Annotated in this window: 22 protein-coding genes; 1 reads left to right on the forward strand and 21 read right to left on the reverse strand. The window is 63.3% G+C overall.

Annotated elements, in window-relative coordinates; genetic code table 11:
- Positions 1 to 81: 81 nt before the first annotated feature.
- From truB to rimP, 6 genes are all read right to left on the reverse strand, one after another.
- Positions 82 to 1,041, reverse strand: a complete 960-nt coding sequence (gene truB / locus NKH99_RS00320; protein WP_353011890.1) for a tRNA pseudouridine(55) synthase TruB — start codon at positions 1,039 to 1,041, stop codon at positions 82 to 84.
- A complete protein-coding gene (rbfA, locus tag NKH99_RS00325; protein WP_352470068.1) occupies positions 1,041 to 1,466 on the reverse strand; it encodes a 30S ribosome-binding factor RbfA in 426 nt (141 codons plus the stop codon). Before rbfA ends, truB begins: the two co-directional genes overlap by 1 nt.
- A 125-nt stretch (positions 1,467 to 1,591) precedes the next feature.
- Entirely contained in the window at positions 1,592 to 4,159 is a 2,568-nt protein-coding gene (gene infB / locus NKH99_RS00330) for a translation initiation factor IF-2 (RefSeq protein WP_353011893.1), read from the reverse strand.
- Positions 4,156 to 4,806 (reverse strand): RNA-binding protein, encoded by a 651-nt coding sequence (locus tag NKH99_RS00335; protein ID WP_352455116.1) that lies wholly within the window; start codon positions 4,804 to 4,806, stop codon positions 4,156 to 4,158. Before NKH99_RS00335 ends, infB begins: the two co-directional genes overlap by 4 nt.
- Before the next feature lie 38 nt (positions 4,807 to 4,844).
- Positions 4,845 to 6,440: a transcription termination factor NusA gene (nusA, locus tag NKH99_RS00340; protein ID WP_352681242.1), complete on the reverse strand. Its 1,596-nt coding sequence runs from the start codon at positions 6,438 to 6,440 to the stop codon at positions 4,845 to 4,847.
- 47 nt (positions 6,441 to 6,487) lie between these two features.
- Entirely contained in the window at positions 6,488 to 7,120 is a 633-nt protein-coding gene (gene rimP / locus NKH99_RS00345; protein WP_023676900.1) for a ribosome maturation factor RimP, read from the reverse strand.
- A 281-nt stretch (positions 7,121 to 7,401) separates the two neighbouring features.
- Between rimP and NKH99_RS00350 the strand changes: the two genes are divergently transcribed.
- Complete coding sequence (locus tag NKH99_RS00350) at positions 7,402 to 7,566, forward strand: hypothetical protein (RefSeq protein ID WP_353011896.1); 165 nt, start codon at positions 7,402 to 7,404, stop codon at positions 7,564 to 7,566.
- Positions 7,567 to 7,626: 60 nt separating this feature from the next.
- On the opposite strand, the gene trmB is transcribed toward NKH99_RS00350, so the two are convergent.
- The 15 genes from trmB to NKH99_RS00425 form a co-directional block, all read right to left on the reverse strand.
- Complete coding sequence (trmB, locus tag NKH99_RS00355) at positions 7,627 to 8,328, reverse strand: tRNA (guanine(46)-N(7))-methyltransferase TrmB (protein WP_353011898.1); 702 nt, start codon at positions 8,326 to 8,328, stop codon at positions 7,627 to 7,629.
- Positions 8,329 to 8,339: 11 nt separating this feature from the next.
- Entirely contained in the window at positions 8,340 to 9,629 is a 1,290-nt protein-coding gene (gene metK, locus NKH99_RS00360) for a methionine adenosyltransferase (RefSeq protein ID WP_023676896.1), read from the reverse strand.
- 330 nt (positions 9,630 to 9,959) lie between these two features.
- Positions 9,960 to 10,379 (reverse strand): helix-turn-helix domain-containing protein, encoded by a 420-nt coding sequence (locus NKH99_RS00365; protein WP_023676895.1) that lies wholly within the window; start codon positions 10,377 to 10,379, stop codon positions 9,960 to 9,962.
- 137 nt (positions 10,380 to 10,516) lie between these two features.
- Positions 10,517 to 12,103: an apolipoprotein N-acyltransferase gene (gene lnt, locus NKH99_RS00370; RefSeq protein ID WP_353011901.1), complete on the reverse strand. Its 1,587-nt coding sequence runs from the start codon at positions 12,101 to 12,103 to the stop codon at positions 10,517 to 10,519.
- Between the two features lie 93 nt (positions 12,104 to 12,196).
- Positions 12,197 to 12,667 carry a VOC family protein gene (locus tag NKH99_RS00375; protein ID WP_352680491.1) on the reverse strand — a complete coding sequence of 157 codons (471 nt, stop codon included), beginning with the start codon at positions 12,665 to 12,667 and terminating at the stop codon, positions 12,197 to 12,199.
- Between the two features lie 17 nt (positions 12,668 to 12,684).
- Positions 12,685 to 13,758, reverse strand: a complete 1,074-nt coding sequence (locus NKH99_RS00380; protein WP_352613880.1) for a hemolysin family protein — start codon at positions 13,756 to 13,758, stop codon at positions 12,685 to 12,687.
- Positions 13,759 to 13,786: 28 nt separating this feature from the next.
- Entirely contained in the window at positions 13,787 to 14,284 is a 498-nt protein-coding gene (ybeY, locus tag NKH99_RS00385; protein WP_352541254.1) for an rRNA maturation RNase YbeY, read from the reverse strand.
- Between the two features lie 17 nt (positions 14,285 to 14,301).
- A complete protein-coding gene (locus NKH99_RS00390; RefSeq protein ID WP_352541253.1) occupies positions 14,302 to 15,351 on the reverse strand; it encodes a PhoH family protein in 1,050 nt (349 codons plus the stop codon).
- A 26-nt stretch (positions 15,352 to 15,377) separates the two neighbouring features.
- Positions 15,378 to 16,787, reverse strand: a complete 1,410-nt coding sequence (miaB, locus tag NKH99_RS00395; RefSeq protein WP_353011906.1) for a tRNA (N6-isopentenyl adenosine(37)-C2)-methylthiotransferase MiaB — start codon at positions 16,785 to 16,787, stop codon at positions 15,378 to 15,380.
- 63 nt (positions 16,788 to 16,850) lie between these two features.
- The gene (olsA, locus tag NKH99_RS00400; RefSeq protein WP_353011909.1) at positions 16,851 to 17,651 is read right to left on the reverse strand and encodes a lyso-ornithine lipid O-acyltransferase; all 801 of its coding nucleotides are present in this window, start codon (positions 17,649 to 17,651) and stop codon (positions 16,851 to 16,853) included.
- A gap of 21 nt (positions 17,652 to 17,672) precedes the next feature.
- Positions 17,673 to 18,167 (reverse strand): ribosomal protein S18-alanine N-acetyltransferase, encoded by a 495-nt coding sequence (rimI, locus tag NKH99_RS00405; RefSeq protein ID WP_352470057.1) that lies wholly within the window; start codon positions 18,165 to 18,167, stop codon positions 17,673 to 17,675.
- Positions 18,167 to 18,859 carry a tRNA (adenosine(37)-N6)-threonylcarbamoyltransferase complex dimerization subunit type 1 TsaB gene (gene tsaB, locus NKH99_RS00410; RefSeq protein ID WP_352541250.1) on the reverse strand — a complete coding sequence of 231 codons (693 nt, stop codon included), beginning with the start codon at positions 18,857 to 18,859 and terminating at the stop codon, positions 18,167 to 18,169. The genes rimI and tsaB overlap by 1 nt, the downstream gene beginning before the upstream one ends.
- Positions 18,860 to 19,017: 158 nt before the next feature.
- Positions 19,018 to 20,124, reverse strand: a complete 1,107-nt coding sequence (locus NKH99_RS00415; RefSeq protein ID WP_353011914.1) for a DUF1513 domain-containing protein — start codon at positions 20,122 to 20,124, stop codon at positions 19,018 to 19,020.
- Positions 20,125 to 20,126: 2 nt separating this feature from the next.
- Positions 20,127 to 21,200 carry an imelysin family protein gene (locus tag NKH99_RS00420; RefSeq protein WP_352613875.1) on the reverse strand — a complete coding sequence of 358 codons (1,074 nt, stop codon included), beginning with the start codon at positions 21,198 to 21,200 and terminating at the stop codon, positions 20,127 to 20,129.
- The gene (locus NKH99_RS00425) at positions 21,200 to 22,786 is read right to left on the reverse strand and encodes a di-heme oxidoreductase family protein (RefSeq protein ID WP_502899989.1); all 1,587 of its coding nucleotides are present in this window, start codon (positions 22,784 to 22,786) and stop codon (positions 21,200 to 21,202) included. The genes NKH99_RS00420 and NKH99_RS00425 overlap by 1 nt, the downstream gene beginning before the upstream one ends.
- Positions 22,787 to 22,816 lie beyond the last annotated feature (30 nt).

Genomic DNA, 22,816 nt, shown 5'->3' on the forward strand with positions numbered 1-22,816 from the left:
ACGCCGTAGCGCTGTTGATTTAGCGCATGATCCTTTCCCAAAATAGAATCCGGTTGGAGATCATGCGCCGAGAGATAGCTGTTACCCGATAAAGACCCGCTTTGGCTTGAACATGCCTTGCTCGATGGCGCCGATGGCGACCAGCTTGCCGCGCGCGGTGGCGCAGGCCTCCTCCGCTTCTACCGGCGCGTCACGGCCGCGAATGATGACCGGATTGCCGAGGCGGATTTTGGTTGCCGCATCATCGCTGATCGCGACCTGCGGCAGGCATTCGAGCGCGGCGGCGGTCTCGACCAGAAGTGCATCGATGGCACCGAAGTCGATCGGCGCGTCCGCTGTTTGCGAACCTTCCTCGCTCTGTTCGCCGAAGCGGGCGGCTTCCAGCTCGGCCAAGGTGACGAAATCTTCCTGCGTGAACGGCTCGACCTCGACCCGCCGCAGCTCGGCGATGTGACCAAAGCAGCCAAGGTCGCGGCCCATGTCGCGCGCCAGCGAGCGGACATAGGTGCCCTTGCCGCATTCGACCTCGAAGATGGTGCGATCGGCCATGTGCTCGACCAGATCGAGCCGGCCGATCTCGACCTCGCGTGGCGGAATGTCGATCGTCTCGCCATCGCGGGCAAGGTCGTAGGCGCGCTCGCCGGCGATCTTGATCGCCGAGAATTGCGGCGGTGTCTGCATGATCACGCCGGTATATTTCGAAAGCAGCGCCAGCACTTCGGATTCCGCCGGAAGGCGGTCCGAGCTTTTGGTCGCCGGGCCTTCGAGGTCGTCGGTCGAACGCTCCTCGCCCCAGGCAACCGTGAAGCGGTAGACCTTGGCGCCGTCCTGGACGTATGGCACGGTCTTGGTCGCTTCGCCGAGCGCGATCGGCAGCATGCCGGACGCCAGCGGGTCGAGCGTGCCGGCATGGCCGGCCTTTTCCGCCTGGAACAGCCATTTGATCTTGGAGACGGCTTCAGTCGAGCCCATGCCGACCGGCTTGTCCAGTACCAGCCAGCCCGAGATCGGCCGGCCCTTCTTCTTGCCGCGACGCGCCACTATTCGCTGTCCTTCCGGTCGTCTTTGTCTTTGTCGTCGGCGCTGAGATCGCGCGCCACTTCGGGCGAGTGCAGCAATTCGTTGATCTTCTGGAAATTGTCGTAGCTGGTGTCGAGCCGGAAGCGGAATTCCGGCATGTACTTCATCTGCCGCAGCGCGCCGGAGACACGGCCGCGGACGAACTTCGCATGCTTGTTGAGCGCTTCGACCACCACGCCGGCATCCTTGGCGCCGAGCGGCGAGACGAAGGCGGTGGCGATCTTGAGATCGGGCGACATGCGCACTTCCGAGACCGACACCACGGCATTCTCGATCAGCGGATCGAGGATCTCGCCACGCTGCAAGGTTTCCGACAGAGCATGGCGCACCTGCTCGCCGACGCGAAGCATGCGCTGGGATGGGCCTGATGTGATTGAACGGGGCATTTTTTTCTCTATCCTGAAATCGTGGGGCGCGGGATAGGACCGCACCACATGTCTCATATGGTTTGGGCGGCGGTCTTTCGACCACCGCCCGGTCTCGATGGATGCCCGAACTCGAACGTTCGAGCTCAGAGCGTCCTGGTCACCATCTCGACGCGGAAGCACTCGATGACGTCGCCGACGCGCATGTCCTCGTAGTTCTGGAAGGCCATGCCGCATTCCTGGCCGCCCGGAACTTCCGAAACCTCGTCCTTGAAGCGCTTCAGGGTCTTCAGCGTGCCTTCGTGGATGACGACGTTGTCGCGGATCAGGCGGACGCCCGCACCACGCTCGACCTTGCCTTCGGTGACACGGCAGCCGGCGATCTTGCCGACCTTGGTGATGTCGAAGATCTCGAGGATCTCGGCATTGCCGATGAAGGTCTCGCGACGCTCCGGCGAGAGCAGGCCGGAGAGCGCCGCTTTCACATCATCGACCAGATTGTAGATGATCGAATAGTAGCGGATCTCGATGCCTGCCGCAGCCGCGGCTGCGCGGGCCTGCGCATTGGCGCGAACGTTGAAGCCGATGATCGCAGCCCCGGAAGTTTCCGCCAGCGACACGTCGCTTTCGGTGATGCCGCCGGCCCCGGCATGGACGATGCGGGCGCGCACCTCGTCGGTGCCGAGATTGTCGAGCGCGGCGTTGATCGCCTCGATCGAGCCCTGCACGTCGCCCTTGATGACCAGCGGGAATTCCTTCAATCCGCTGGTCTGCAACTGCGACATCATCTGTTCAAGCGAGCCGCGCTGGCCGGCATGCCTGGCCACCGCCTTCTCACGCGCCAGACGCTGGCGATATTCGGTGATCTCGCGGGCGCGGGCTTCGTTGTTGACAACGGCGAAGCGGTCGCCGGCCAGCGGCGTACCTTGCAGACCGAGGACTTCCACCGGCATTGCCGGCGGCGCTTCCTTGACCTGCTCGCCGCGATCATTGACGAGCGCGCGTACCCGGCCCCATTCGTTGCCGGCGACGAGAATGTCGCCCGGCATCAACGTGCCGGTCTGCACCAGCACGGTAGCGACTGGGCCGCGGCCCTTGTCGAGCTGGGCTTCGATGACCACGCCTTCCGCGGTGCGGTCCGGATTGGCCTTCAGGTCGAGGATTTCGGCCTGCAGCAGGATCGCTTCGAGCAACTTGTCGAGATTGATGCCCTTGGTCGCCGACACCTCGACATCCAGCACCTCGCCGCCCATCGATTCGACGAACACCTCGTGGCGCAGCAGTTCCGAACGCACCTTCTGCGGGTCGGCGTCATGCTTATCGATCTTGTTGATCGCCACAATGATCGGAACGCCGGCCGCCTTGGCATGATTGATCGATTCGATCGTCTGCGGCATGACGTTGTCGTCGGCTGCCACCACCAGGATGGCGATATCGGTCGCCTGGGCACCGCGGGCACGCATCGCCGTGAAGGCGGCGTGGCCGGGAGTGTCGATGAAGGTAATCTTGTGACCGTTCTTCTCGACCTGATAGGCCCCGATATGCTGGGTAATGCCGCCGGCCTCGCCGGAGACGACGTTGGCATTGCGGATGGCATCGAGCAACGAGGTCTTGCCGTGATCGACATGGCCCATGATCGTTACCACCGGCGGACGCGGCCGCAGGTCCTCGGGACGATCGGCGATGTTGAACAAGCCCTCTTCGATGTCTGACTCGGCGACGCGGCGGACCGTGTGGCCAAATTCTGTGGCGACGAGTTCGGCCGTGTCGGCGTCGATGACGTCACCAGGCTTCAGGATCTGGCCCTGCTTCATGAAGAACTTGACCACGTCGACAGCGCGCTCGGACATGCGCTGCGCCAGCTCCTGGATGGTGATGGTTTCGGGCAGGATCACTTCACGCATGACTTTCTCGCGTGGCTCGTTATGCAACGCGCGCTTGAATTTCTCCTGACGGCGGCGCATCGACGAGAGCGAGCGGGCGCGCGCATCCTCGTCGGAAAGCGCCGAATTCAGCGTCAGCTTGCCGCGGCGGCGGTCTTCCTCGCCCTTGGTCGGTTTGGCCGGACGCGCCACTTCCGGCGTGACCAGACGGCGCACTGGTGCGCCGGCACCGGTCCGCTTCGGTTTGACCTCTTCCTCGTCATCGACTGTTGCCAGTTCGGCGGCGAGCGGCGCACGGCGGCGCGCCTCTTCCTCGGCACGGCGGCGGGATTCGGCCTCGGCTTGCAGCCGTGCCTCTTCCTCGGCCTGACGGCGAGCCGATTCCTCGCGCTCGCGGCGGCGGCGCTCTTCGTCCTCGCTGCGGCGCTTGGCTTCCTCGATGGCGCGCTGGCGATCCTCGACATCGCGGACCTTCGAGCCCTCGAGAGCCCGGCGGCGCGCTTCCATTTCCTGGCGCGACAACTCGTTCAGCACCATGCCGCCGCGTTCGACCGGCGGCGGAGGGGGAGGCGCCTTGGGAGCTTCCTGCACGGCAGGCGCTGCCGCGACCGGCTTCGGCGTGAAGACGGAAACAGGCGCTGCCGCCGGCTCCGGCTTGTCGCCGGGCAGCGAGAACTTGCGCTTCTTGGTCTCGACGACCACCGACTTGGTGCGGCCGTGCGAGAAGTTCTGGCGCACCGTGCCCTGTTCCATACCGGGGCGCTTCAGCGTCAAGGTCTTCTTCGGCGTAACACTCAGCGTCTTGTCGTCGCCCGATTTCGTATCGCTCATTCCATATCCTCTGCGGCATCATCTTCGTCAGCAACGGCCGCAAGCATTGCCAGATCGTCCGGGGAACCGCCCCGATATCGGTCGAGCGCAACCATGCGCTTCTGGACCGCCCTGCCCGCGTCTCCCGCGAGAACGGCAGCATGTATCACATTTGTACCCCCCAATGCCAAGCTCAACTCGGCCTCGGAGAAAAGTTTGTAAGCGCGGATCGCAGGCCCGCCAAGGTGGACGGTTGCCCGTCGCGCCTGGCTTATCTTGCGGACGCCATCGTCGGAAGCCTCGGTCGCGTGGAGCACGAAAAGTGCAAGTCCGCCGCGCACGGCGCTCTCGACCTTGGTCGCTCCGAGCGCTATGGCGCCCGCCTTGCGGGCCAGGCCAAGCATGCCCAGAGCGGACCTGGAAAGCAGCGCGTCGACCATGCCGCCAAGATCGGCCGGCACGCTCACCTGCGCCTTAAAAGCACGGGCAAACAGGTTTTTGGCCGCTGCCTTTTCTATATGTAGGCGGTCGGCCGTCACCCAGCAACCGCGGCCGGGCAGGTTTCTCTTGATGTCCGGAACGACGGCCGAATCCGGGCCGACGACGAAACGGATCAGTTCATCCGGTTCGGCTTGCCTGCGGGTGACGATGCAGGTGCGATCGTTCATCTCGTCCAAGGGCGGGTTCGGTGCGATGCGGTTTCACCTCACGCACCGACGGTTTCGTCAGCCGGCACGCCCTCGGCGGCAAGCTCGTCTTCGGTGATCCAGCCAGCCTTCAGGCGAGCGGCCAGGACCATCTGCTCGGCATCGGCGCGTGATACGCCGTGGTTGGCGAGCACACCCGGGAATACCTTCGTCTCGCCGTCCTTGCGTTCCTTCCAACCGGTCAGGTCGTCGGCGGCGTAGCCGGCGAAATCCTCGATCGTCTTCACGCCGTCCTCGCCGAGCGTCACCATCATGGCGGTGGTGATGCCGGGAATCTCGCGCAGCTCGTCCTTGACGCCGAGCGCCTTGCGCTTCTCGTCATGCTGGGCTTCGATCTTCTCCAGATATTCGCGGGCGCGGGTCTGGATTTCCGAAGCCGTGTCCTCGTCGAAGCCGTCGATCGACGCGATTTCGCCGGAGTCGACATACGCGACCTCTTCGACGCTGGTGAAGCCTTCGGAAGCGAGCACCTGGCCGACCATCTCGTCGACGTCGAGGGCTTCCATGAACAGCGACGACCGTTCGACGAATTCCTTCTGGCGGCGTTCGCTCTCTTCCTGCTCGGTCAGGATGTCGATATCCCAGCCGGTGAGCTGCGAGGCAAGACGGACGTTCTGGCCGCGGCGGCCGATGGCCAGCGACAGCTGATCGTCGGGAACGACGACCTCGATGCGCTCGGCATCCTCGTCGAGCACGACCTTGGCGACTTCCGCCGGCTGCAATGCATTGACAATGAAGGACGCCGCCGAAGGCGACCAAGGAATGATGTCGATCTTCTCGCCCTGCAATTCACCGACGACCGCCTGGACGCGGCTGCCGCGCATACCGACGCAGGCACCGACCGGATCGATGGAGCTGTCGCGCGAGATGACAGCGATCTTGGCGCGCGAACCCGGATCGCGGGCGACCGACTTGATCTCGATGATGCCGTCGTAGATTTCCGGCACTTCCATGGTGAACAGCTTCGCCATGAACTGCGGATGGGTGCGCGACAGGAATATCTGCGGGCCGCGCTGTTCGCGGCGCACGTCATAGACATAGGCACGGACGCGATCGCCATACTTGTAGTTTTCGCGCGGAATCAGCTCGTCGCGGCGGATGATCGCTTCGCCGCGGCCGAGATCGACGATGACGTTGCCGTATTCGACGCGCTTGACGGTACCGTTGACGATCTCGCCGATACGGTCCTTGTATTCGTCATATTGCCGGTCGCGCTCGGCCTCGCGCACCTTCTGCACGATGACCTGCTTGGCCGACTGGGCGGCGATGCGGCCAAAATCCATCGGCGGTAGCTGTTCGGCAATGAAATCGCCGAGCTGGGCGTCCGGATTGCGCTCGCGCGCCGAGGAAATGGCAATCTGCGTCGCGTAGTCATCGACCTTCTCGACCACTTCCATCAGCCGCTGCAGCTTCATCTCGCCGGTGTTGGCATTGATGTCGGCGCGGATATTGGTTTCCTGGCCGTAGCGCGAGCGCGCGGCCTTCTGGATCGCATCGGCCATGGCGGCGATGACGATCGACTTGTCGATCGACTTTTCACGCGCGACCGCATCGGCGATCTGCAGCAGTTCAAGCCTGTTGGCGCTTACAACCATCTTCTTTCTCCCGAGCTTGTTGCCGACCTTTACGGCCGGCAGCCCAATCACATTTCCTGTTCGGTTTCGTCTTCCGCACCCTCTGGTGCGTCTTCGGGTTCGCCGCGGCGTTTCCTGGCTTCCTTGCGCGCCCGATTGTCCTTCGACAGCGCATCGCGGATAAGGTCGTCGGTCAGAATCAGCCGCGCTTCGGCAATCGCATCGTAGGGAACACGTACCGTCGGCTCCTCGCCGTAAGCGGCCTTGTCACGCTCGATCAGCACACCGTCCGCGTCGCTTTCGGCGATCTTGCCCTTGAAGCGCTTACGGTCGGCGACGAGAACCGACGTTTCCATCTTCACCAGATGGCCGGTCCAGGCTGCAAAGTCCGATTTGCGGACCAGCGGCCGGTCGATGCCCGGCGACGACACTTCGAGATGATAAGCCTTCTCGATCGGATCATCGACATCGAGCGCCGGCGATACCGCCCGGCTGACCTCTTCACAATCCTCGACCGTCATGGTGCCGTCCTCGCGCTCGGCCATGATCTGCAGCGTCAGCCCGTTCTGGCCCGACAAGTGCACACGTACCAAGCGGAAGCCAATGGCGCGCAGTACCGGCTGAACGATCAGCGCGATGCGCGCATCGATGCCGCTTTCGCGGATGATGCGGTCGTCGCCTTCGCTTGCCGTCACTGTCATTCGGTCCCGTCACTCGATTTCTGTCGGTCGGCAGGTAATAAAAAAGAGCGGGACCGGGTGGACCCACTCTTCGTCATACCGACCAAGAATTTGAAGCTGATATAGACGATCGTGGTCCTCGTTTCAAGCCCGTCCTGCATGACGGCAAGGCTCCGAGTCCGCAGCGCTGCTCCAAATGCATGGCGCCCATGCAGTGATCACCGTTTGAGCACCGGCCACGCACGACTATCTACGTTGCATTGCACAATTGGAGCGCTCACTGCGCTCGAAAGGGTCCCATCATGAACAATCGTGGATTTTTTTCAGCCATAGGCGATGTCTTTAGCGTGTTCGGCAGCGCCGTAGCCGCGTCGCGGGCTGTGGAACGCGGTCGCAAGCCGCGTGCGCATGATCTGCGCAATCTCGGCATGGAGCCGGCAGCCTTCGACAAGATCCGTCGCTTCTGAGCCAAGTGGCCGCCGAGAGCCTTCGGCCCGCTCGCCTTGTGCTCAGCTCTAATTTCCCGCTTATTTCCGCACGAAGGTGAGATAGGCGGGCCGTCGGCCTTCGCGAATGGCCTTGGCCTCATAGCGCGTCCCCGGCCAGCCATCATAGGGCCGGTGCCAGTCGGCTGCTTCGCTTGCCTGCCACGTGAAGGCGTCGTGCGCCCGGCAATGCAGGAGCGTCCAGTTCACATAGCTGTCGATATCGGACGCAAAGTGGAATTTTCCGCCGTGCTTCAGGACGCGCGCGAAGCGGTCGAGATTGACCGGGCTGACGAAGCGCCGCTTCCAGTGCTTCTTCTTCGGCCACGGATCCGGATAGAGAAGGTCAATGCCGTCAAGCGAAGCCTGCGGCAGCCAGTCCAGCAGACGTGTGGCGTCGTCGTCATAGACGCGCAGATTGGCAAGCGGCCGCTTCCGGACCGCCATCATCATCTTGGCCATGCCGTTGACGAAAGGCTCGACACCGATAAAGCCGGTCGTCTGGCTGGCCGTAGCACGGTGCAGAAGATGTTCGCCGCCGCCAAAACCGATTTCGAGCTGGACAGCCGAAACTTCGGCTTCGAAAAGGCTGCGCAAGTCGGCCGGCGGTTCAACCGTCAGATCGAGCTTGTAGGCGGCGAAGCCGCTCTCCAGCGCCGCTGCCTGTTGTGGTCGAATGGTCTTGCCGCGCCGGCGACCGAAAAAGGCCTCGGTCGCACGGCTTGGCCGGTCCTTCGGATCCATAGGCGCCGCGGTTAGGCGGCGACTGCTTCGGCGACCGGTTCGGCGAGAGCGTCCTTGAGCGCCTTGGCGAGATCGGTCTTCTCCCAGGAGAAGGATCCGTCGCGGCCGGCCTTGCGGCCAAAATGGCCGTAGGACGACGTCTTGGCATAGATCGGCTTGTTGAGATCGAGGTGGCGGCGGATGCCGGACGGCGACAGGTCCATCACGGCGCGCAGTGCACGCTCGAGTTTTGCCTCGTCGACCTTGCCGGTGCCGTGCAGGTCGACGTAGATCGACAGCGGCTGGGCGACACCGATCGCATAGGAAAGCTGGATGGTGCAGCGATCGGCGAGCTTTGCGGCAACCACGTTCTTGGCGAGATAACGCGCCGCATAGGCCGCCGAGCGGTCGACCTTGGTGGTGTCCTTGCCAGAAAAAGCGCCGCCGCCATGAGGCGCAGCCCCACCATAAGTGTCGACGATGATCTTGCGGCCGGTCAGGCCGGCGTCGCCATCAGGCCCGCCGATGACGAACTTGCCGGTCGGATTGATGTACCAGTTGCAATTGTCGGCAATCTTCAGGTCGCCCAGTGCTTCGCGAATATAGGGCTCGACGACGTTGCGCACCTTCTTCGAATCCCACGTCTCATCGAGATGCTGGGTCGACAGCACGATCTGCGTCACTTCCGCCGCTTTGCCGTCGACATAGCGGACGGTGACCTGGCTCTTGGCATCCGGCCCGAGCCTGCCGGCATCACCGCTGCCTTCATGGCGCGCAGCCGCCAGCAATTCGAGGATCTTGTGGCTGTAATAGATCGGCGCCGGCATCAGGTCCGGGGTTTCGCGGCAGGCATAGCCAAACATGATGCCCTGGTCGCCGGCTCCCTCCTCGCCTTGCCGGTCGGAGGCGTTGTCGACGCCTTGGCCGATATCCGGCGACTGGCCGTGCAGCAGGACCTCGATCTTGGCTGTCTTCCAGTGGAAGCCGGCCTGCTCGTAGCCGATTTCGCGGATCGCCTTGCGAGCGACCGACTTGAACTTGGCCGGGTTGACGATCGGATGGCCGGCCGCATCCTTCAGGACGTTGCCCTCCTTGTCCTTCTTGAGCAGCGTCTCGGGGACGCGCACCTCGCCGGCGATGACAACGCGATTGGTCGTCGCAAGCGTCTCGCAGGCAACGCGGACCTTCCACGGGTCCATGCCGGTCTTTCTGGCTTCGCGATAGACGAGATCGACAATCTCGTCGGAGATGCGGTCGCAGACCTTGTCGGGATGGCCCTCGGCAACGGATTCCGAGGTGAAGAAGTAATTGTGCCGCGTCACGGGTGTCCCCTCTTGAAAAAGATATCGGCAGGCCGCCGATTTTGGCGCGCCAGTTGTTAACGGTGCCGGGCGTCGCTCGTCAAGCCATGCAGCCGTTCTGGCATGAATTTTGACGTTATTATCTTTGCATCCAGAGACGGCGGCAGGGCGCACTGCGATCAGCCCTTGCACCAACAGATAGAGGAAAACGGCTTCGAGGAAGCGAGTCGAGCGAAATCGATCTGCGCTTTAGGGCATCTGCGGAATGAACATCCCTCAATGCGCGCAGCCGCGAGAAATTGCATGCCCAGCTACGACGAGCCCTTCCTTGTTGAACTCTTCACGGGCCAGTCAATCGACTTCGTCGGTGGAAAGCGACTTCACCAGCTCGATGATCTTGCGGCGCACTTTCACATCGGCGATCTTGACGAAGGCGCGATTCAGCTGGAGGCCTTCCGGGCTGCCGCAGAATTCGACGGCGGAGGTCATCGAAGCATCCTCGGCAAATCCACGGTTGCCCACGGGCTCCTGACCGGGCGCATCCTCGAAAAAGAAGGCGACGGGGACGCCGAGTATGGAGGCGATTGCCTGCAAACGGCTGGCGCCGACGCGATTGGTGCCCTTTTCGTACTTTTGGATCTGCTGGAACGTTATGCCGAGGTTTTCACCCAGTTTTTCCTGGCTCATTCCCAGCATATTGCGGCGAAGCCGGATGCGGCTTCCGACGTGGATGTCGATCGGATTCGGCTTTTTCTTGTTTTCTTCTGTCATTTTTTCCTCGCCGAATTTTTCCGGCTTTTTCTATTTTGCTGCCCAAACGACGCCGCGGCCCGTGCCCCAACAGAACGACCTTATCGACTTCGAAAATTTTCAGGCGCTTACAGTATGAGTTTCTAATGTGTCGGCTGTCAATTCGCCCGTAGCCTTTGCCTTACGTTCAAAATGCATGCCGCAACGGCAAGCAAAAACATGATCAGCATTCCGTTAATGCGTCGTTGGCCGGAGGAAACGATGGCTTGGTCGGAGATCGGCACACGCACATCGATCGCGCCGCGTGCATCGATTGCCAGCGCGTCGACGATGCGACCGCGTGGGTCGACAACGGCCGAAATGCCGTTATTAGCCGCGCGCAACAGGGGCACCCCATTCTCCACCGCCCGGATCTGCGCCTGCCTGAAGTGCTGGTACGGCCCCGGCGTGTCGCCGAACCAGGCGTCATTGGTGACGTTCACAATAAGCTCGGCTGACGTTGCGTCAACTGCGACCAGATCGGGAAAGATGACCTCATAGCAAATAAACGGCAGCGCCCGGATACCGCCGGGCAGCGCGATCGGATGCCGCTCATTGCCCGCCGCGAAGGTCATTGGACCGGCAACAAGCTGCTCAAGCCCGAAGCGGCCGAGCAGATCGGCGAAAGGCAGGTATTCGCCGAAGGGTACCAGGTGGACCTTGTCGACGGCATCGATGATTTCGCCTCTTTCGTCGATCGCCACCACAGAGTTGTAGTAACGGCTGCCGGCCACCGAGCCGCCTTCCTCGCGAACGACGCCGGCGACCAGCATCTGGCCATCGCCAAGCATCTCTCCGATCGCAGGCAGGGCATCCGGACGTTCGGTGAACAGAAACGGCACGGACGTCTCCGGCCACAGGATCAATTGCGGCCTGTCATGGCCGGGTTCCGGCGCCTTGGCCGAAAGCCCCATCATGGTGGCGAAGATACGGTCACGCACCGAGGTATCCCATTTTTCCGTAAGGTCGACGGCAGGCTGCACGATACGGACGTCAAGACTGCGGGCGGCCGGCTTTTCGGGGGCGGCGAGCCGGATATAGCCGAAGCCGGCATGGGCGGCGACGAGAACGACAAGCAATGCCGCGCCGAGGCGGAGATGCCGGCGCGCCGCAAGCAGCGCCGGCAGCGCAAAGACGAAGACCGCAAGCGCGTCCATGCCGACCATGCCGGTCACCGATACGCTCTGCATCAGCAAAGGCACCGGCATCGCCGCATAGCCGACGGCATTCCAGGGAAAGCCGGTGAACAGGAAGCCGCGCAGCCATTCCGCCAAGGCAAAGCCGAAGGCAAGTGCCGCGATGCGTCCGATGTCGTTGCTCCACAACAGCCGGGCGACCACGGCGGCGAAGCCATAGAAGAAGGCGAGCGCGAGGGGGATGCCGACCACCGCGAACGGCAAGGCCCAGGCGAAGCTGTCGGCCTCGACCAGAAGCGCCGAGCCGACCCACCAGAGACCGGCAAGAAAGTAGCCGAAACCGAACCACCAGCCGATGGCGAAAGCCGGCAGCAAGCGCCGCAGAAAACCGCCCGAGGCTTCGCCGGTCGCGCCGTCGAGTAGCCACACCAGCAGGGGAAACGAAACGAAACAGACGGCGAAGAAATCGTACGGCGCCTGGGCAAGAACCGCCAGCGCCCCGGCAAGAAACGCAACCAGCGCGCGCCGCCAGCCCCAAAGCAGAATTATCCGGCCGGCCTGGCGCTCCATCTATGCTTCCGAGTCGTGCGAATCAGGAAGCAAGATTTATCAGGCCGCGGGCTTGGCTCCAAACCGGATAAGAGCGAACAAGTCCGCTCATAGCTATCGATGCCAGCCTTCGATCTTCAGTCCGCCCAGCCGCTCAGCCTCTTCGCGTGGGACGGAGCGGACAGTCTGGGAAAAGGTCCAGACATGGCCTTCAGGATCGCGCGCCCTGTACTGCCGTTCACCGTAGAGCTGGTCGGCAGGCTCCTCGACGATCTCGGCTCCCGCCGCCCTTGCACGATCGCAGTGGGCATCTATCCCGTCCTTCAGGCGTACATAGACCGACTGCGTGTTCTTGCCTGCAACTGAAGCCGGGCTGGCTATATGGTCGGCCCATTCGGAATCGACGATGATATAGCCGTCGCCGAACCGCATCTCGGAATGGACGAGCCTGCCATTAGCATCGCTGACCACCATGCTCGGCTCGAAGCCGAAAGCCTTTTCAAGCCATGTCAATGCGGCCCGCGGATTCTGGTAGAAGACACCCGAGCCCAAGGTTGAGTGCTTGAACGGGTCCTCAACCGGCATCGGGCAAGCCGCGTCCTTCAAGCCTGCTCGGTGCGGACGGCGCGGCGGCGGCGCTCGCCCTTCAGGGTCTCGACGATGCGCACGCGCTTGACGCGGCGCGGATCGGCGTCGAGCACATGGAACTCGAAGCCGGGTATGGCCTGCACCACTTCGCCGCGCGCCGGCACCCGGCCAAGCGTGTTGAAGATCATGCCGCCGATCGTGTCGACATATTCGCCGTGCTCGCCGGCGGCGAAATCCTCGCCGATCATCTTGGCGACGTCGTCGATCTCGGCCTTGCCGTCGACGATGAAGACGCCTTCGCCGGCCTGGGTAATCATCGGCTCGTCTTCGTCATGCTCGTCCTCGATGTCGCCGACCACCATCTCGACGATATCCTCGAGCGAGACGAGACCGTCAGTGCCGCCATATTCGTCGATGACCAGCGCCATCTGGGTGCGCGTCGTCTGCATTCGCCCCATCAGGTCGGAGGCGAGCATCGACGGCGGCACGAACAGCACCGGTCGGATCAGGCTGAGATCGCCTATGGTGCGCGCCAGATCGACCTGGGCGAGATCGAGAACCGTCGCGACCGGAGTTTTCCTGGTCGTCCTGCCCTTTCTGACGCGGGCGACCTTGGTGATATGCGCCAGCACGTCGCGGATATGGACCATGCCGCGCGGATCGTCGAGCGTCTCCGAATAGACCGGCATGCGGGAATGGCCGGACTGCTCGAACAACCCCAGAAGGTCGCCGAGCTTCGTGGTGATCTCGACCGCCTCGATGTCGGCGCGCGGCACCATGACGTCCTCGACCCGCACTTCGCGCAGGCGCAGGATATTGTTGAGCATGGCGCGTTCGCCGGGCGAGAAGGATTCTGCATCGCTCGCCGTTTCGGCAAGCGCACCGGCAATCTCCTCGCGCAGGCTGGTGCCGTTGCGGTGCCTGAAAAGCCCGAGCACGCGATCGAACAGGGAAGGACCGGCAGGCGATGCCTCGCTGGCGAAGCTGCCGGTCGTGGTACTCGGACTCGAGCCCTCTTCCGTCGTTTCGGAAGGCTTGATCACACTGCCGGCGTCGGAGCGGGCGGCAGTCTCTGGTTTGTCGTTCATCATCGTCCGGTCAATTGGTCTTTTGTAATTACGTGTAGGGATCGGGAATGGCAAGCCTCGCAAGTGCTGCGCGCTCTGTCGCTTCCATCAGTTCCGCTTCGGCATCCGTTTCGTGATCATAGCCCAGCAAATGCAGCAGGCCATGGATGACGAGATGGGAGATATGGTCCTCGATGGGCTTGTCTTCCAGTGCCGCCTCGCGCGCGACAGTCTCGGCGGCCAGCACGATGTCGCCGAGCATCGGCGGCAGAGGCCCTCCCCTGGCAAACGGAAAAGCTGGAAAAGACAGGACGTTGGTCGGCTTGTCCTTGCCACGCCAGCCGGCATTGAGCGTGCGGATACGGGCATCGTCGGAAAAGACGATGCTGAGCTCGGAACGGCCGTCGGCACCGGTTTCGGCAAAGGCGGCCGAGACGGCGTGGTCGACCAGCCGCATCAGCACCGCCTCGTCGGGCCAGTCGCCCGCCTCGATCGCGATATCGATTTCGACGGGAAGCGGTCCCCCCGCCTTTTGCTCCTCAGCCATGCGGCCGCATAATCGTATCAGCTTTCGACACCCAAACCCCTGGCCAGCTTGCCGTCACGGTCGTAGGCCTTGACGATCTCGGCGACCAGAGGATGCCTGACGACGTCGCCTTCATTGAAGCGTACGGTCACCATGCCGGTGACGCCGTCGAGGATTCTCAGCGCCTCGACCAGGCCGGATTTGGTGTTTGGCGGCAGATCGATCTGGGTCGGATCGCCGGTGACGATCATGCGCGAGTTCTCGCCGAGCCGGGTCAGGAACATCTTCATCTGCATCGGCGTGGTGTTCTGCGCCTCGTCGAGGATGACGGCAGCGTGCGCCAGCGTACGGCCGCGCATGAATGCCAGCGGCGCGATCTCGATGACCTCAGCAGCAATCGCCCGCTCGACCTTGTCGGCCGGCATCATGTCGTAGAGCGCGTCATAGAGCGGCCGCAGATAGGGATCGACCTTCTCCTTCATGTCACCCGGCAGAAAGCCAAGCCGTTCACCGGCCTCGACCGCGGGGCGCGACAGCACGATCCGTTCGACCATGCCACGTTCGAGCAGCATTGCCGCATGCGCCACCGCCAGATAGGTCTTTCCGGTGCCGGCCGGGCCGATGCCGAAGACGAGTTCCGACCGCTCCAGCGCGCGCATATAGGCGTCCTGGTTGAGCGAGCGGGCATAGATGGTCTTCTTGCGCGTCGATATCTGGGCGGCGGACACCTTGCCCTTGCGCTCCAGCGTCGGCAGCGTCAGCTGGTCGTCGGTGGCGATCGCCATGCGCACGGCGCCGTCGACATCGGACTGGCCGATATCGGTGCCTTTCTGCAGAATGCCGTAAAGATTGTCCAAGGCGCGGCGCGCCTGCTCGGCGGCCGAGGAAGAGCCCTTGATGGTCAATTGGTTGCCACGCGAGCGGATATCGACGCCGAGCTTCTGCTCGAGCCTGGCCAGATTCTCGTCGAACTGGCCGTAAAGGGCGCTGGCAAGCTTGTTATTGTCGAAAGTCAGTACGATGTGCGCGATATCCGAGGCCCCGGAGGGTAGATTCTGGGGCAGGTTCTTGACTTCAGCAGCGCTCAACCGTCTCTCCTCATCTGCCGAGGCCTTCAGGCCAATTCGGCGAACAGGCTGTTGTAGCCCGTCTTCGTGATTCGTACCTGGATAATGTCACCGATTTCGCCGGCCTTTTCATCAACAATAACCGGCTGCAGCCACGGCGAGCGGCCAACCTTCTGGCTGGCCTGGCGGCCAGGCTTTTCGATCAGCGTGTCGATAGTCCTGCCGACCAGGCTTGCGCCGAAATGCTGCTGCTGTTTCAGAAGCAGCGCGTGCAGCCGCTGCAGGCGCTCGTCCTTGACGGCCTCCGGCACGTGATCGCCCATCTCCGCGCCCGGCGTGCCGGGGCGCGGAGAATATTTGAACGAGAAGGCCGAGGCATAGTTGACGTCTTCGACCAACTGCATCGTCGCCTCGAAATCCGCTTCCGTCTCACCGGGAAAGCCGACAATAAAATCGCCGGACAGTGCGATGTCGTTCCGTGCGGCACGGATGCGGTCGATCAACGTCAGATAGTCCTTGGCCATATGCCTGCGGTTCATCGCCTTGAGTATGCGGTCGGAGCCGGATTGCACCGGTAAATGTAGATAGGGCATCAGCGTAGGCAAATCACGATGGGCGGCGATCAATTCATCGTCCATGTCGCGCGGATGGCTGGTCGTGTAGCGCAGCCGCGCCAGACCTGGAATCTCTGCCAGCCTGAACAGCAGCCGGCCAAGGCCCCATTCCTCGCCGTCTTCACCTCTTCCGTGCCAGGCGTTGACATTCTGGCCGAGCAGCGTCACCTCGCGCACGCCGGCATCCGCCAGGCGCTCGGCTTCGGCGACGATCTGTGCCACCGGCCGCGAGACTTCCGAGCCGCGCGTATAGGGCACGACACAGAAGGTGCAGAACTTGTCGCAGCCTTCCTGAACGGTCAAGAACGCCGTCACGCCGCGCCTGATCAGTTCGGCGCGCTTCGGCTGCGGCAGATGCTCGAACTTGTCTTCGACGGCATAATCGGTCTCGACGATCTTTTCGCCGCTCCGCGCCCTCGCCAGCACCCCGGGCAGCCGGTGGTAGGTCTGCGGACCGATGACCAGATCGACAGCCGGCGAGCGGCGGATGATCTCGGCACCCTCGGCCTGCGCCACGCAGCCGGCGACGCCGACCAGCATTTCGCGCCCGGCCTTGGCACGCTCCGCCTTCAGCTCACGGATGCGCCCAAGTTCGGAATAGACCTTTTCCGCCGCTTTCTCGCGGATGTGACAGGTGTTGAGCAGCACCAGATCGGCCTCGCCGATGGCGTCTGTCGCGGCATAGCCGTCGGCCGCCAGAGCATCGGTCATGCGCTGCGAATCGTAGACGTTCATCTGGCAGCCATAGGTCTTGACGAAGACCTTTCTGGTCGCGGCAGGCGGAACGACCAGGTTTTCGGCGGCAGCGCCGATGTCGTCGCGTTCTATCGTGTTCAATTCCATTTCGCGGCTTCTAGCGCCTTTCCCCGACAAAAAACAGACGAATCTGGCCGGAACCTGCGCAGACTACCGGCTCGGGCGCGGTTCGGCGAGCGCCGCCTGCACCATCTCGCGCACCTGGCGTTCCATCTGCTTTGCCGTCTCCTTGCGGCTGGAGCCCTTGGAGAAAGCAATCGCCTCGCCAAAATGCACCTCGACGTCGAGGGCGCCCTCGGCCATCAGCACCTTGAGGTGCGGCATCAGCTCCTCATCGCCGATCCAGGCGGCAACCGGCCGATGCCGGCGGCCGAGCGGCACGCCATGCAGGCGCGTATAGACGATCGCCACCGGTTGGATGAAGACCTGTTCGGTCGCCCCTTCCGCAATCGCCATTGTAGCGGCGCCGAACAGCGTGCTCTTGAACGGCAGGATCATGTTCCCGTCGCCGGTCGAGCCTTCGGCGAACAGCACCATGGCGTCGCCCTTGGCCATCCGGCCGGCGATCTCGCTCGCCTGGTCGCCCGACGAGCGTTTGCGCTCACGTTCAATGAAGACGGTGCGTTGCAGCTTCGACAGCATGCCGATCAGCGGCCAGCCTGCCATATCGGCCCTGGCGATGAACGTCACGTCGACCATCGACCCCAGCACCATGATGTCGGTCCAGGAGATGTGGTTGGCAGCAATCAGCAATGGGCGCTGGCCGGACAGCGCTCCCTTGACATGGATGCGCAGCCCCAGCGCCCTGACGATCATTCTGTGCCAGATCTTCAGGATGAAGGTCTCGCGCCAGAGTCCGGTCCTCATCGACAGTATCTGCAAAGGCACAAGCACCAATGAGCCGACGACAACCAGCCCCAGGGCCAGGAAAATCCTGATTTTTCCGATCATCCGCACCACCCCGGCGTTTGGCTAGCGAAGATCGCGGCGCATGACAAGCGCGCCGGTCGGGCCGTGCTCCGGCGACTTGTAATAGTTGGCGCGCTTGCCGACCTCGCGGAAGCCGAACCGCCGGTAGAGCGCGATCGCGGCGACATTGGTCTCGTCGACCTCGAGGAAAAGTGCCTCGGCGCGCTGTGCGTGCAGTTCACGCAGCACCGCATCCATCAATTGCCAGCCGAGCCCCCGGCGCCGATGCGAGCGTGCCACCGCGACCGTCAGGATCTCCCCCTCGCCGGCCGCCAGCCGAGCCAGCACGAAGCCGACCGGCGGCTTGGCACCCTGTCCGGTCTCGCGCGCGGCATAGCCGAACACCGTGTCCTGCTCGAGCAGCGCGGCGAATTCGTCGTCGGTCCACGGCCGCGCGAAATCCTCGCGATGCAGCACCGACATGGCCGCGCTGTCGGCAACCGTCAGCGGCTCGATCGCATAGTCCCTGCGACGCGGCTGGAGGAATGGAATGCGCATCAGTTTTTTTGCCTAGATAGAATAAAGCCGGCCTGCGGCTTGGCGTCGGCGCCGCGCAGATAGAGCGGTTTCGGCTTTTCGCCCTCGCCCTTTTTACCGGCACGTTGGGCGGCGGCCAGCCGGGCATAGACGGCGATGTCGGCGGTGGCCGCCGTCCCGCCGAGATCGAAGCTGCGCCCGGCCGCCGCGGCAATTTGGGTTGCCGCCGTGCCGGCGAGAACCGCAGATCTGTCGACCGCGATGGCGGCTGCTTGCGAGAGCGTGGTCACGGCCGGACCAAAGATCAGAACCGACCTCTCATCGTAAAGTGCCGCATGGATCTCCTCGCGACCTGCATCGAGCGCGGCGAGCACGGCGCGACCGGGAAATGCCGCTCTCGCTTGCGCCGCCAGGGCCTCCAGAGTCGTCACGCCGATCGCCGGGATTTTCAGCGCCAGCGCAAGGCCGCGCGCCGCCGAGACGCCGACGCGCAGACCGGTGAAGGAGCCCGGACCCGTCGAAACGGCAATGGCGCCGAGGCCGGAATAGTCGGTTCTGCTGGTCCCCAACGCCTTTTCGATGACACCCATCAGATGCTCGGCATGACCCTTACCGAGATCGAGCACCGAACGGCCGAGTTCTTTCCCGGCCGCCGCGTCGTAGACGCAGGCGGCGCAGAGATTGGCGGCACAGTCGATGGCAAGCAATTTCATGAAGCGGCCGGTTGAGACAGTTTCGAAAACAGCTTCCCTCTGCCCGCCAGGGCTGATCCCCGCAAGGGAATAATGGATAAATCGTCAGGCGACTTGGCTTCGGCGCGGGTCCAAGAATGTAAGTTCCAACGCACGCAATCGCCACATAGGTATCGGGACTAGCCGACCTGCTCGATACGCAGCACGTGATTGTCCCAGATATAGTCAGGCTCGGAATGTATCGAGCCACCGGACTCGACGATATCGCCGGCGCCGGTCGTCGCCATGAAGCTTTCCCCATCGGCTGCAACGCCGCAAACCTCGACCAGCGCCTTGGTGGCGACGATACGGCCGCTGGCCGCGTCGATCACGGCAAGCGAATTGCCCTCAGGCGAAGACACCGCGATGGTGCCGGCGGCAGGGTTGGCGGCGACCGAGCCGATATAGTTCCTGAAGGCGGAGAGCACGTCCTGCGACATGTCGAGTAATTTCAGGTCCATGCCGCGCGCCGCGCGGCCGAGCAGTGGGGGACGATCGGTACCGGGCCCCCTGTATTGACAGCCGAACCAGACGGTGCCGGAGCGGTCGGCATCCATATGGCGGATCGACAGTTGGTGTAGCGCCGGCGGTAATTCGTGCTTTTCGGTGAGATCGCCGGTAAGGCGGTCGACCAGAACATAGGAAGGCTTCATCGTTGCGATATTGAGCTCGGCGCGGCCATAATCCGGATGCGTTTCGATGCCGCCATTGGCGACAGCGATTGTCCTGCCGTCGGAGAGAAGCAGAAGTTCGTGCGGGCCCACGCCGTAGGTCGGGAACTCGCCGATGCGCTTGAATTTCGCATGCGCGTCATAGACGCCGACGACGCCGGCGGCATTGTCGAAATCGTTCTCGGTTGCGTAGAGCAGCGTGCCATCGGCCGAGAACACACCATGGCCGAAGAAATGCCGGCCGGCAACGCTGGCAATGGTGTGCGGTTTATAGCGGCCGGTATGGTCGAAGACGACAGCAAAGGTGCCCGGCTGCCTGGCAAACACCACCGAACGATTGGACACCGGGTCGAAGGTAACGTCGTGGCCCCGATCGGGCAGATCGATCGTGTGCAACAACTTGCCGGCCTCGGACAGGACGGCCGCGCCATAGCTGCCGTCGCGCTTGACGAAAGCGGTGGCGAAGACCGAGTCGGCGTCGAGTGTCTTTGCCCAGGCCGACGGCGCCATCGCCGCTACGAAACCAGCGCCTGCGGCCCTCAGGAAATCGCGCCGATCGATCAGCGGCGTCCTCATGATCAGTCGCCATCCAATGACGAGAACCCGGCGGTCAGGCCGAATTCGGCGGTCAGCCTGGTGCCGATCAGGGTCGTCAGGCTGGATGTCACCAGCGAGAAATAGTCGAGCTTCTGGCGCAGCGCCGGATCGGCAAGTGCCTTGTCGATCGGTCCCCTGATCGCCTTGGCCGCCTCGATCCCGTTGGTGAGCTGGATGTGGACCGATTCTGCCATCCAGCGCGCATCGGCCGGCAGCGCGTCGCCAAGCTGCGAGGCCTGGAACAGCGTGTCCATGCCCGCCAGATTCCCGGTCAGCGAGCGGGCGGTGTTTTGCGAGCGCCAATAGATCGCCTGTTTCGGTTTGTCGGCCTCCGGCTTGGCGCCCAGGAAGCCTTTCAGGCGTACGTCGCGGACCATTTCCAGCTCGTTGATGAAGACGCCGACCAGTTCGGTCACCGCTTCAGTTCCGTCGTGGTAGAGCGCGTTCTGCGGACCCGGATTGGCCCAGAGCGCGGCAAAGCCGTTGGGCTCGTTCCAGGCATCGCCAACCTCGCCGGCAATCGTCTCGACATTGCCGGCAATGGCCGCACCGTAGGCGCAGCGATAGGCGTCGTCCCTGCCGACCAATTGACCGGCTCCGTCGCCGTAGAGGACGAATTCCAGTGCGCCGAGCCCTTGCATGGCGACGCTCTTTGTAGCCAGCTGGGCCGGATCGGCGGCTGTCGGATCCTTGCCGGCAAGTGCCGCCTGCACCTGCTTCAGGCCGATGCTCTTGCGGTCCGGCCAAAACAGCATGCGCTCAAGCCGGTTGTTTTCCGCGATCGGCCCGAAACGGATGATTTCCACCACCGACCAGGCATCCACGACACCGGCGAACTCGGCGCGTGCCGCATCGAGATTGTCTCGCGAGGGCGCTTGGCAAAGCGCGTGCATGGTCTTGGCCAAGCTGTCCGCATGGTCATGCAGTCTGGCATAGGCCGGGCGGACGAAGCCGTCGATCGCCCGCTGGATCACATCCGAAGCCTTCACCGTCGCGGATGCCGGCAGCGCACCGGCGAGGACCAGCATCAGAGCGAATGCAAGACGCTTCCGCATCAGAGCGACTCCAGAAACTTGATCAGCGCGGCGCGGTCGGCCGCATCGGCAGCGGCAAAGCGGTCACGCGCCTTCTGACCCTCGCCGCCATGCCACAGAATCGCCTCGGCCAGGCTTCGTGCGCGCCCGTCATGCAGGAAGAAGGTGTTGCCGCTGACGGTCTGGGTGAGCCCGATGCCCCACAGTGGCGGCGTGCGCCATTCGCTTCCCGTGGCCTCGCCCACCGCCTGTCCGTCGGCAAGACCGGGTCCCATTTCATGCAGCAGGAAATCGGAATAGGGCCAGATCAGCTGGAAGGCCTGCGCCTTGTTCGGGGTGTCGCGACGGGTGACGAATTTCGGCGTATGGCAGGAGATGCAGCCCATATCGTAGAATAGTTTTTTGCCGGCGAGCACGTCCGGTCTGTCGAGATCGCGCCGGGCCGGCACGGCAAGGTTTTGCGAATAGAAGGTCACGAGGTCCATGACCGGCGGCGGCGCTTCGACCGGACCGAGGCGCTCCTGTACACCGTTAGGTAGGCCAAGGCAGGTCTTTTCCGCGGCGCTGCAATCGCCCCAGTGCTTCGGCACTTCGGGCGTCGAAATGCCAATATCGCCGGCAAAAGCGTCCGCCGATTGCTGGCGGATCGATGCCGCCTGCGCCTTCCAGCCGAAACGGCCGAGCGTCAGTTCACCGCTGCTGGCGTCGCGTATTATGTTTGGCCTGCCGGAAATCCCGTCACCATCGCGGTCGGCCGCATCGGCACGCGTAAGGATGTCGGCGGGAGCGATCTGCTCGACCAGGCCAAGGCCGATCATCGGCGGTGTCATGCGCGGCGACAGCGTGGTGTGCGGATCGAGCGGCCCGTAGGCGAGACCCTCGACCGAATAGCTCGGCTTACGCAGCGACACGACGCTGCCGTCCGCCAGTTTTACTTTTTGCTCCTGATAATCGACATGCATCCTGCCTTCGCCCTGCAGGCCGGGAACGGCTAGCTCCTGAAGTTGTGTGCCATAGACCGGGTCGGGAAAGTTGAGCACCTTGTGATCGGCGAGCGCGGCTTTCTCCTCCTCGGTACTGGCTTCCCTTGCCAGGCGCAGGAACATCGAGGTGGTGCCGCTGTCGCCTTGGGGCGGATGGCCGCGACCGTCCTTCAGATGACAGTTCTGGCAGGCGCGCTCGTTGAACAACGGACCGAGCCCATCCGAGGCTTGTGTCGAGGATGGCGAGGACACCCAGTTCTTGCGGAAAATGGCGTTGCCGAGCTTGAAGGTGCCCTCTTCCTCGAAGCTGATGTTGGCGGAGGATTGCGAGAAGGCGTCCTTGTTGACGTCCTTCTTCGAGGTGCCGGCGCCGCCCTGCATCAGCTCGAATTGCTCGGGCTTGGAGAAATCGCTGGTCGGCCTGGTGATGGCGATGACGCGCGCCAGATCCTTCGGCGTCAGATCCGTGCGGCTGGTGGCAAGCCCCGCCGGTTGCGGCGCCCCGGCCAGCGCCGAGGCTGTGAGCGTCGCCACCACGGCAAGAAAGGCGCCGCGAAGGATACCGTATCGCGGCTTCTTCTGAGGCGGCAGGCCACAATGCTCGGCCGGCCGCAAGCGGCGCATGAAATCTAGGGGGCGCCGCATTCCGGCATA

Source organism: Mesorhizobium sp. M0854 (assembly GCF_040319815.1).
GTDB lineage: Bacteria > Pseudomonadota > Alphaproteobacteria > Rhizobiales > Rhizobiaceae > Mesorhizobium.

What these genes read in the sequence shown, in the direction of transcription:
- trmB (WP_353011898.1), bottom strand. Translation starts at nt 8,328, where the DNA reads ATGGATCCGAAGGACCGGCCAAGCCGTGCGACCGAGGCCTTTTTCGGT.
- NKH99_RS00425 (WP_502899989.1), bottom strand. Translation starts at nt 22,786, where the DNA reads ATGCGCCGCTTGCGGCCGGCCGAGCATTGTGGCCTGCCGCCTCAGAAG.
- NKH99_RS00420 (WP_352613875.1), bottom strand. Translation starts at nt 21,200, where the DNA reads ATGCGGAAGCGTCTTGCATTCGCTCTGATGCTGGTCCTCGCCGGTGCG.
- NKH99_RS00365 (WP_023676895.1), bottom strand. Translation starts at nt 10,379, where the DNA reads ATGACAGAAGAAAACAAGAAAAAGCCGAATCCGATCGACATCCACGTC.
- nusA (WP_352681242.1), bottom strand. Translation starts at nt 6,440, where the DNA reads ATGGTTGTAAGCGCCAACAGGCTTGAACTGCTGCAGATCGCCGATGCG.
- rimP (WP_023676900.1), bottom strand. Translation starts at nt 7,120, where the DNA reads ATGACAGTGACGGCAAGCGAAGGCGACGACCGCATCATCCGCGAAAGC.
- NKH99_RS00335 (WP_352455116.1), bottom strand. Translation starts at nt 4,806, where the DNA reads ATGAACGATCGCACCTGCATCGTCACCCGCAGGCAAGCCGAACCGGAT.
- rimI (WP_352470057.1), bottom strand. Translation starts at nt 18,167, where the DNA reads ATGCGCATTCCATTCCTCCAGCCGCGTCGCAGGGACTATGCGATCGAG.
- tsaB (WP_352541250.1), bottom strand. Translation starts at nt 18,859, where the DNA reads ATGAAATTGCTTGCCATCGACTGTGCCGCCAATCTCTGCGCCGCCTGC.
- NKH99_RS00375 (WP_352680491.1), bottom strand. Translation starts at nt 12,667, where the DNA reads ATGCCGGTTGAGGACCCGTTCAAGCACTCAACCTTGGGCTCGGGTGTC.
- lnt (WP_353011901.1), bottom strand. Translation starts at nt 12,103, where the DNA reads ATGGAGCGCCAGGCCGGCCGGATAATTCTGCTTTGGGGCTGGCGGCGC.
- NKH99_RS00415 (WP_353011914.1), bottom strand. Translation starts at nt 20,124, where the DNA reads ATGAGGACGCCGCTGATCGATCGGCGCGATTTCCTGAGGGCCGCAGGC.
- rbfA (WP_352470068.1), bottom strand. Translation starts at nt 1,466, where the DNA reads ATGCCCCGTTCAATCACATCAGGCCCATCCCAGCGCATGCTTCGCGTC.
- NKH99_RS00350 (WP_353011896.1), top strand. Translation starts at nt 7,402, where the DNA reads ATGAACAATCGTGGATTTTTTTCAGCCATAGGCGATGTCTTTAGCGTG.
- olsA (WP_353011909.1), bottom strand. Translation starts at nt 17,651, where the DNA reads ATGATCGGAAAAATCAGGATTTTCCTGGCCCTGGGGCTGGTTGTCGTC.
- miaB (WP_353011906.1), bottom strand. Translation starts at nt 16,787, where the DNA reads ATGGAATTGAACACGATAGAACGCGACGACATCGGCGCTGCCGCCGAA.
- infB (WP_353011893.1), bottom strand. Translation starts at nt 4,159, where the DNA reads ATGAGCGATACGAAATCGGGCGACGACAAGACGCTGAGTGTTACGCCG.
- NKH99_RS00380 (WP_352613880.1), bottom strand. Translation starts at nt 13,758, where the DNA reads ATGAACGACAAACCAGAGACTGCCGCCCGCTCCGACGCCGGCAGTGTG.
- ybeY (WP_352541254.1), bottom strand. Translation starts at nt 14,284, where the DNA reads ATGGCTGAGGAGCAAAAGGCGGGGGGACCGCTTCCCGTCGAAATCGAT.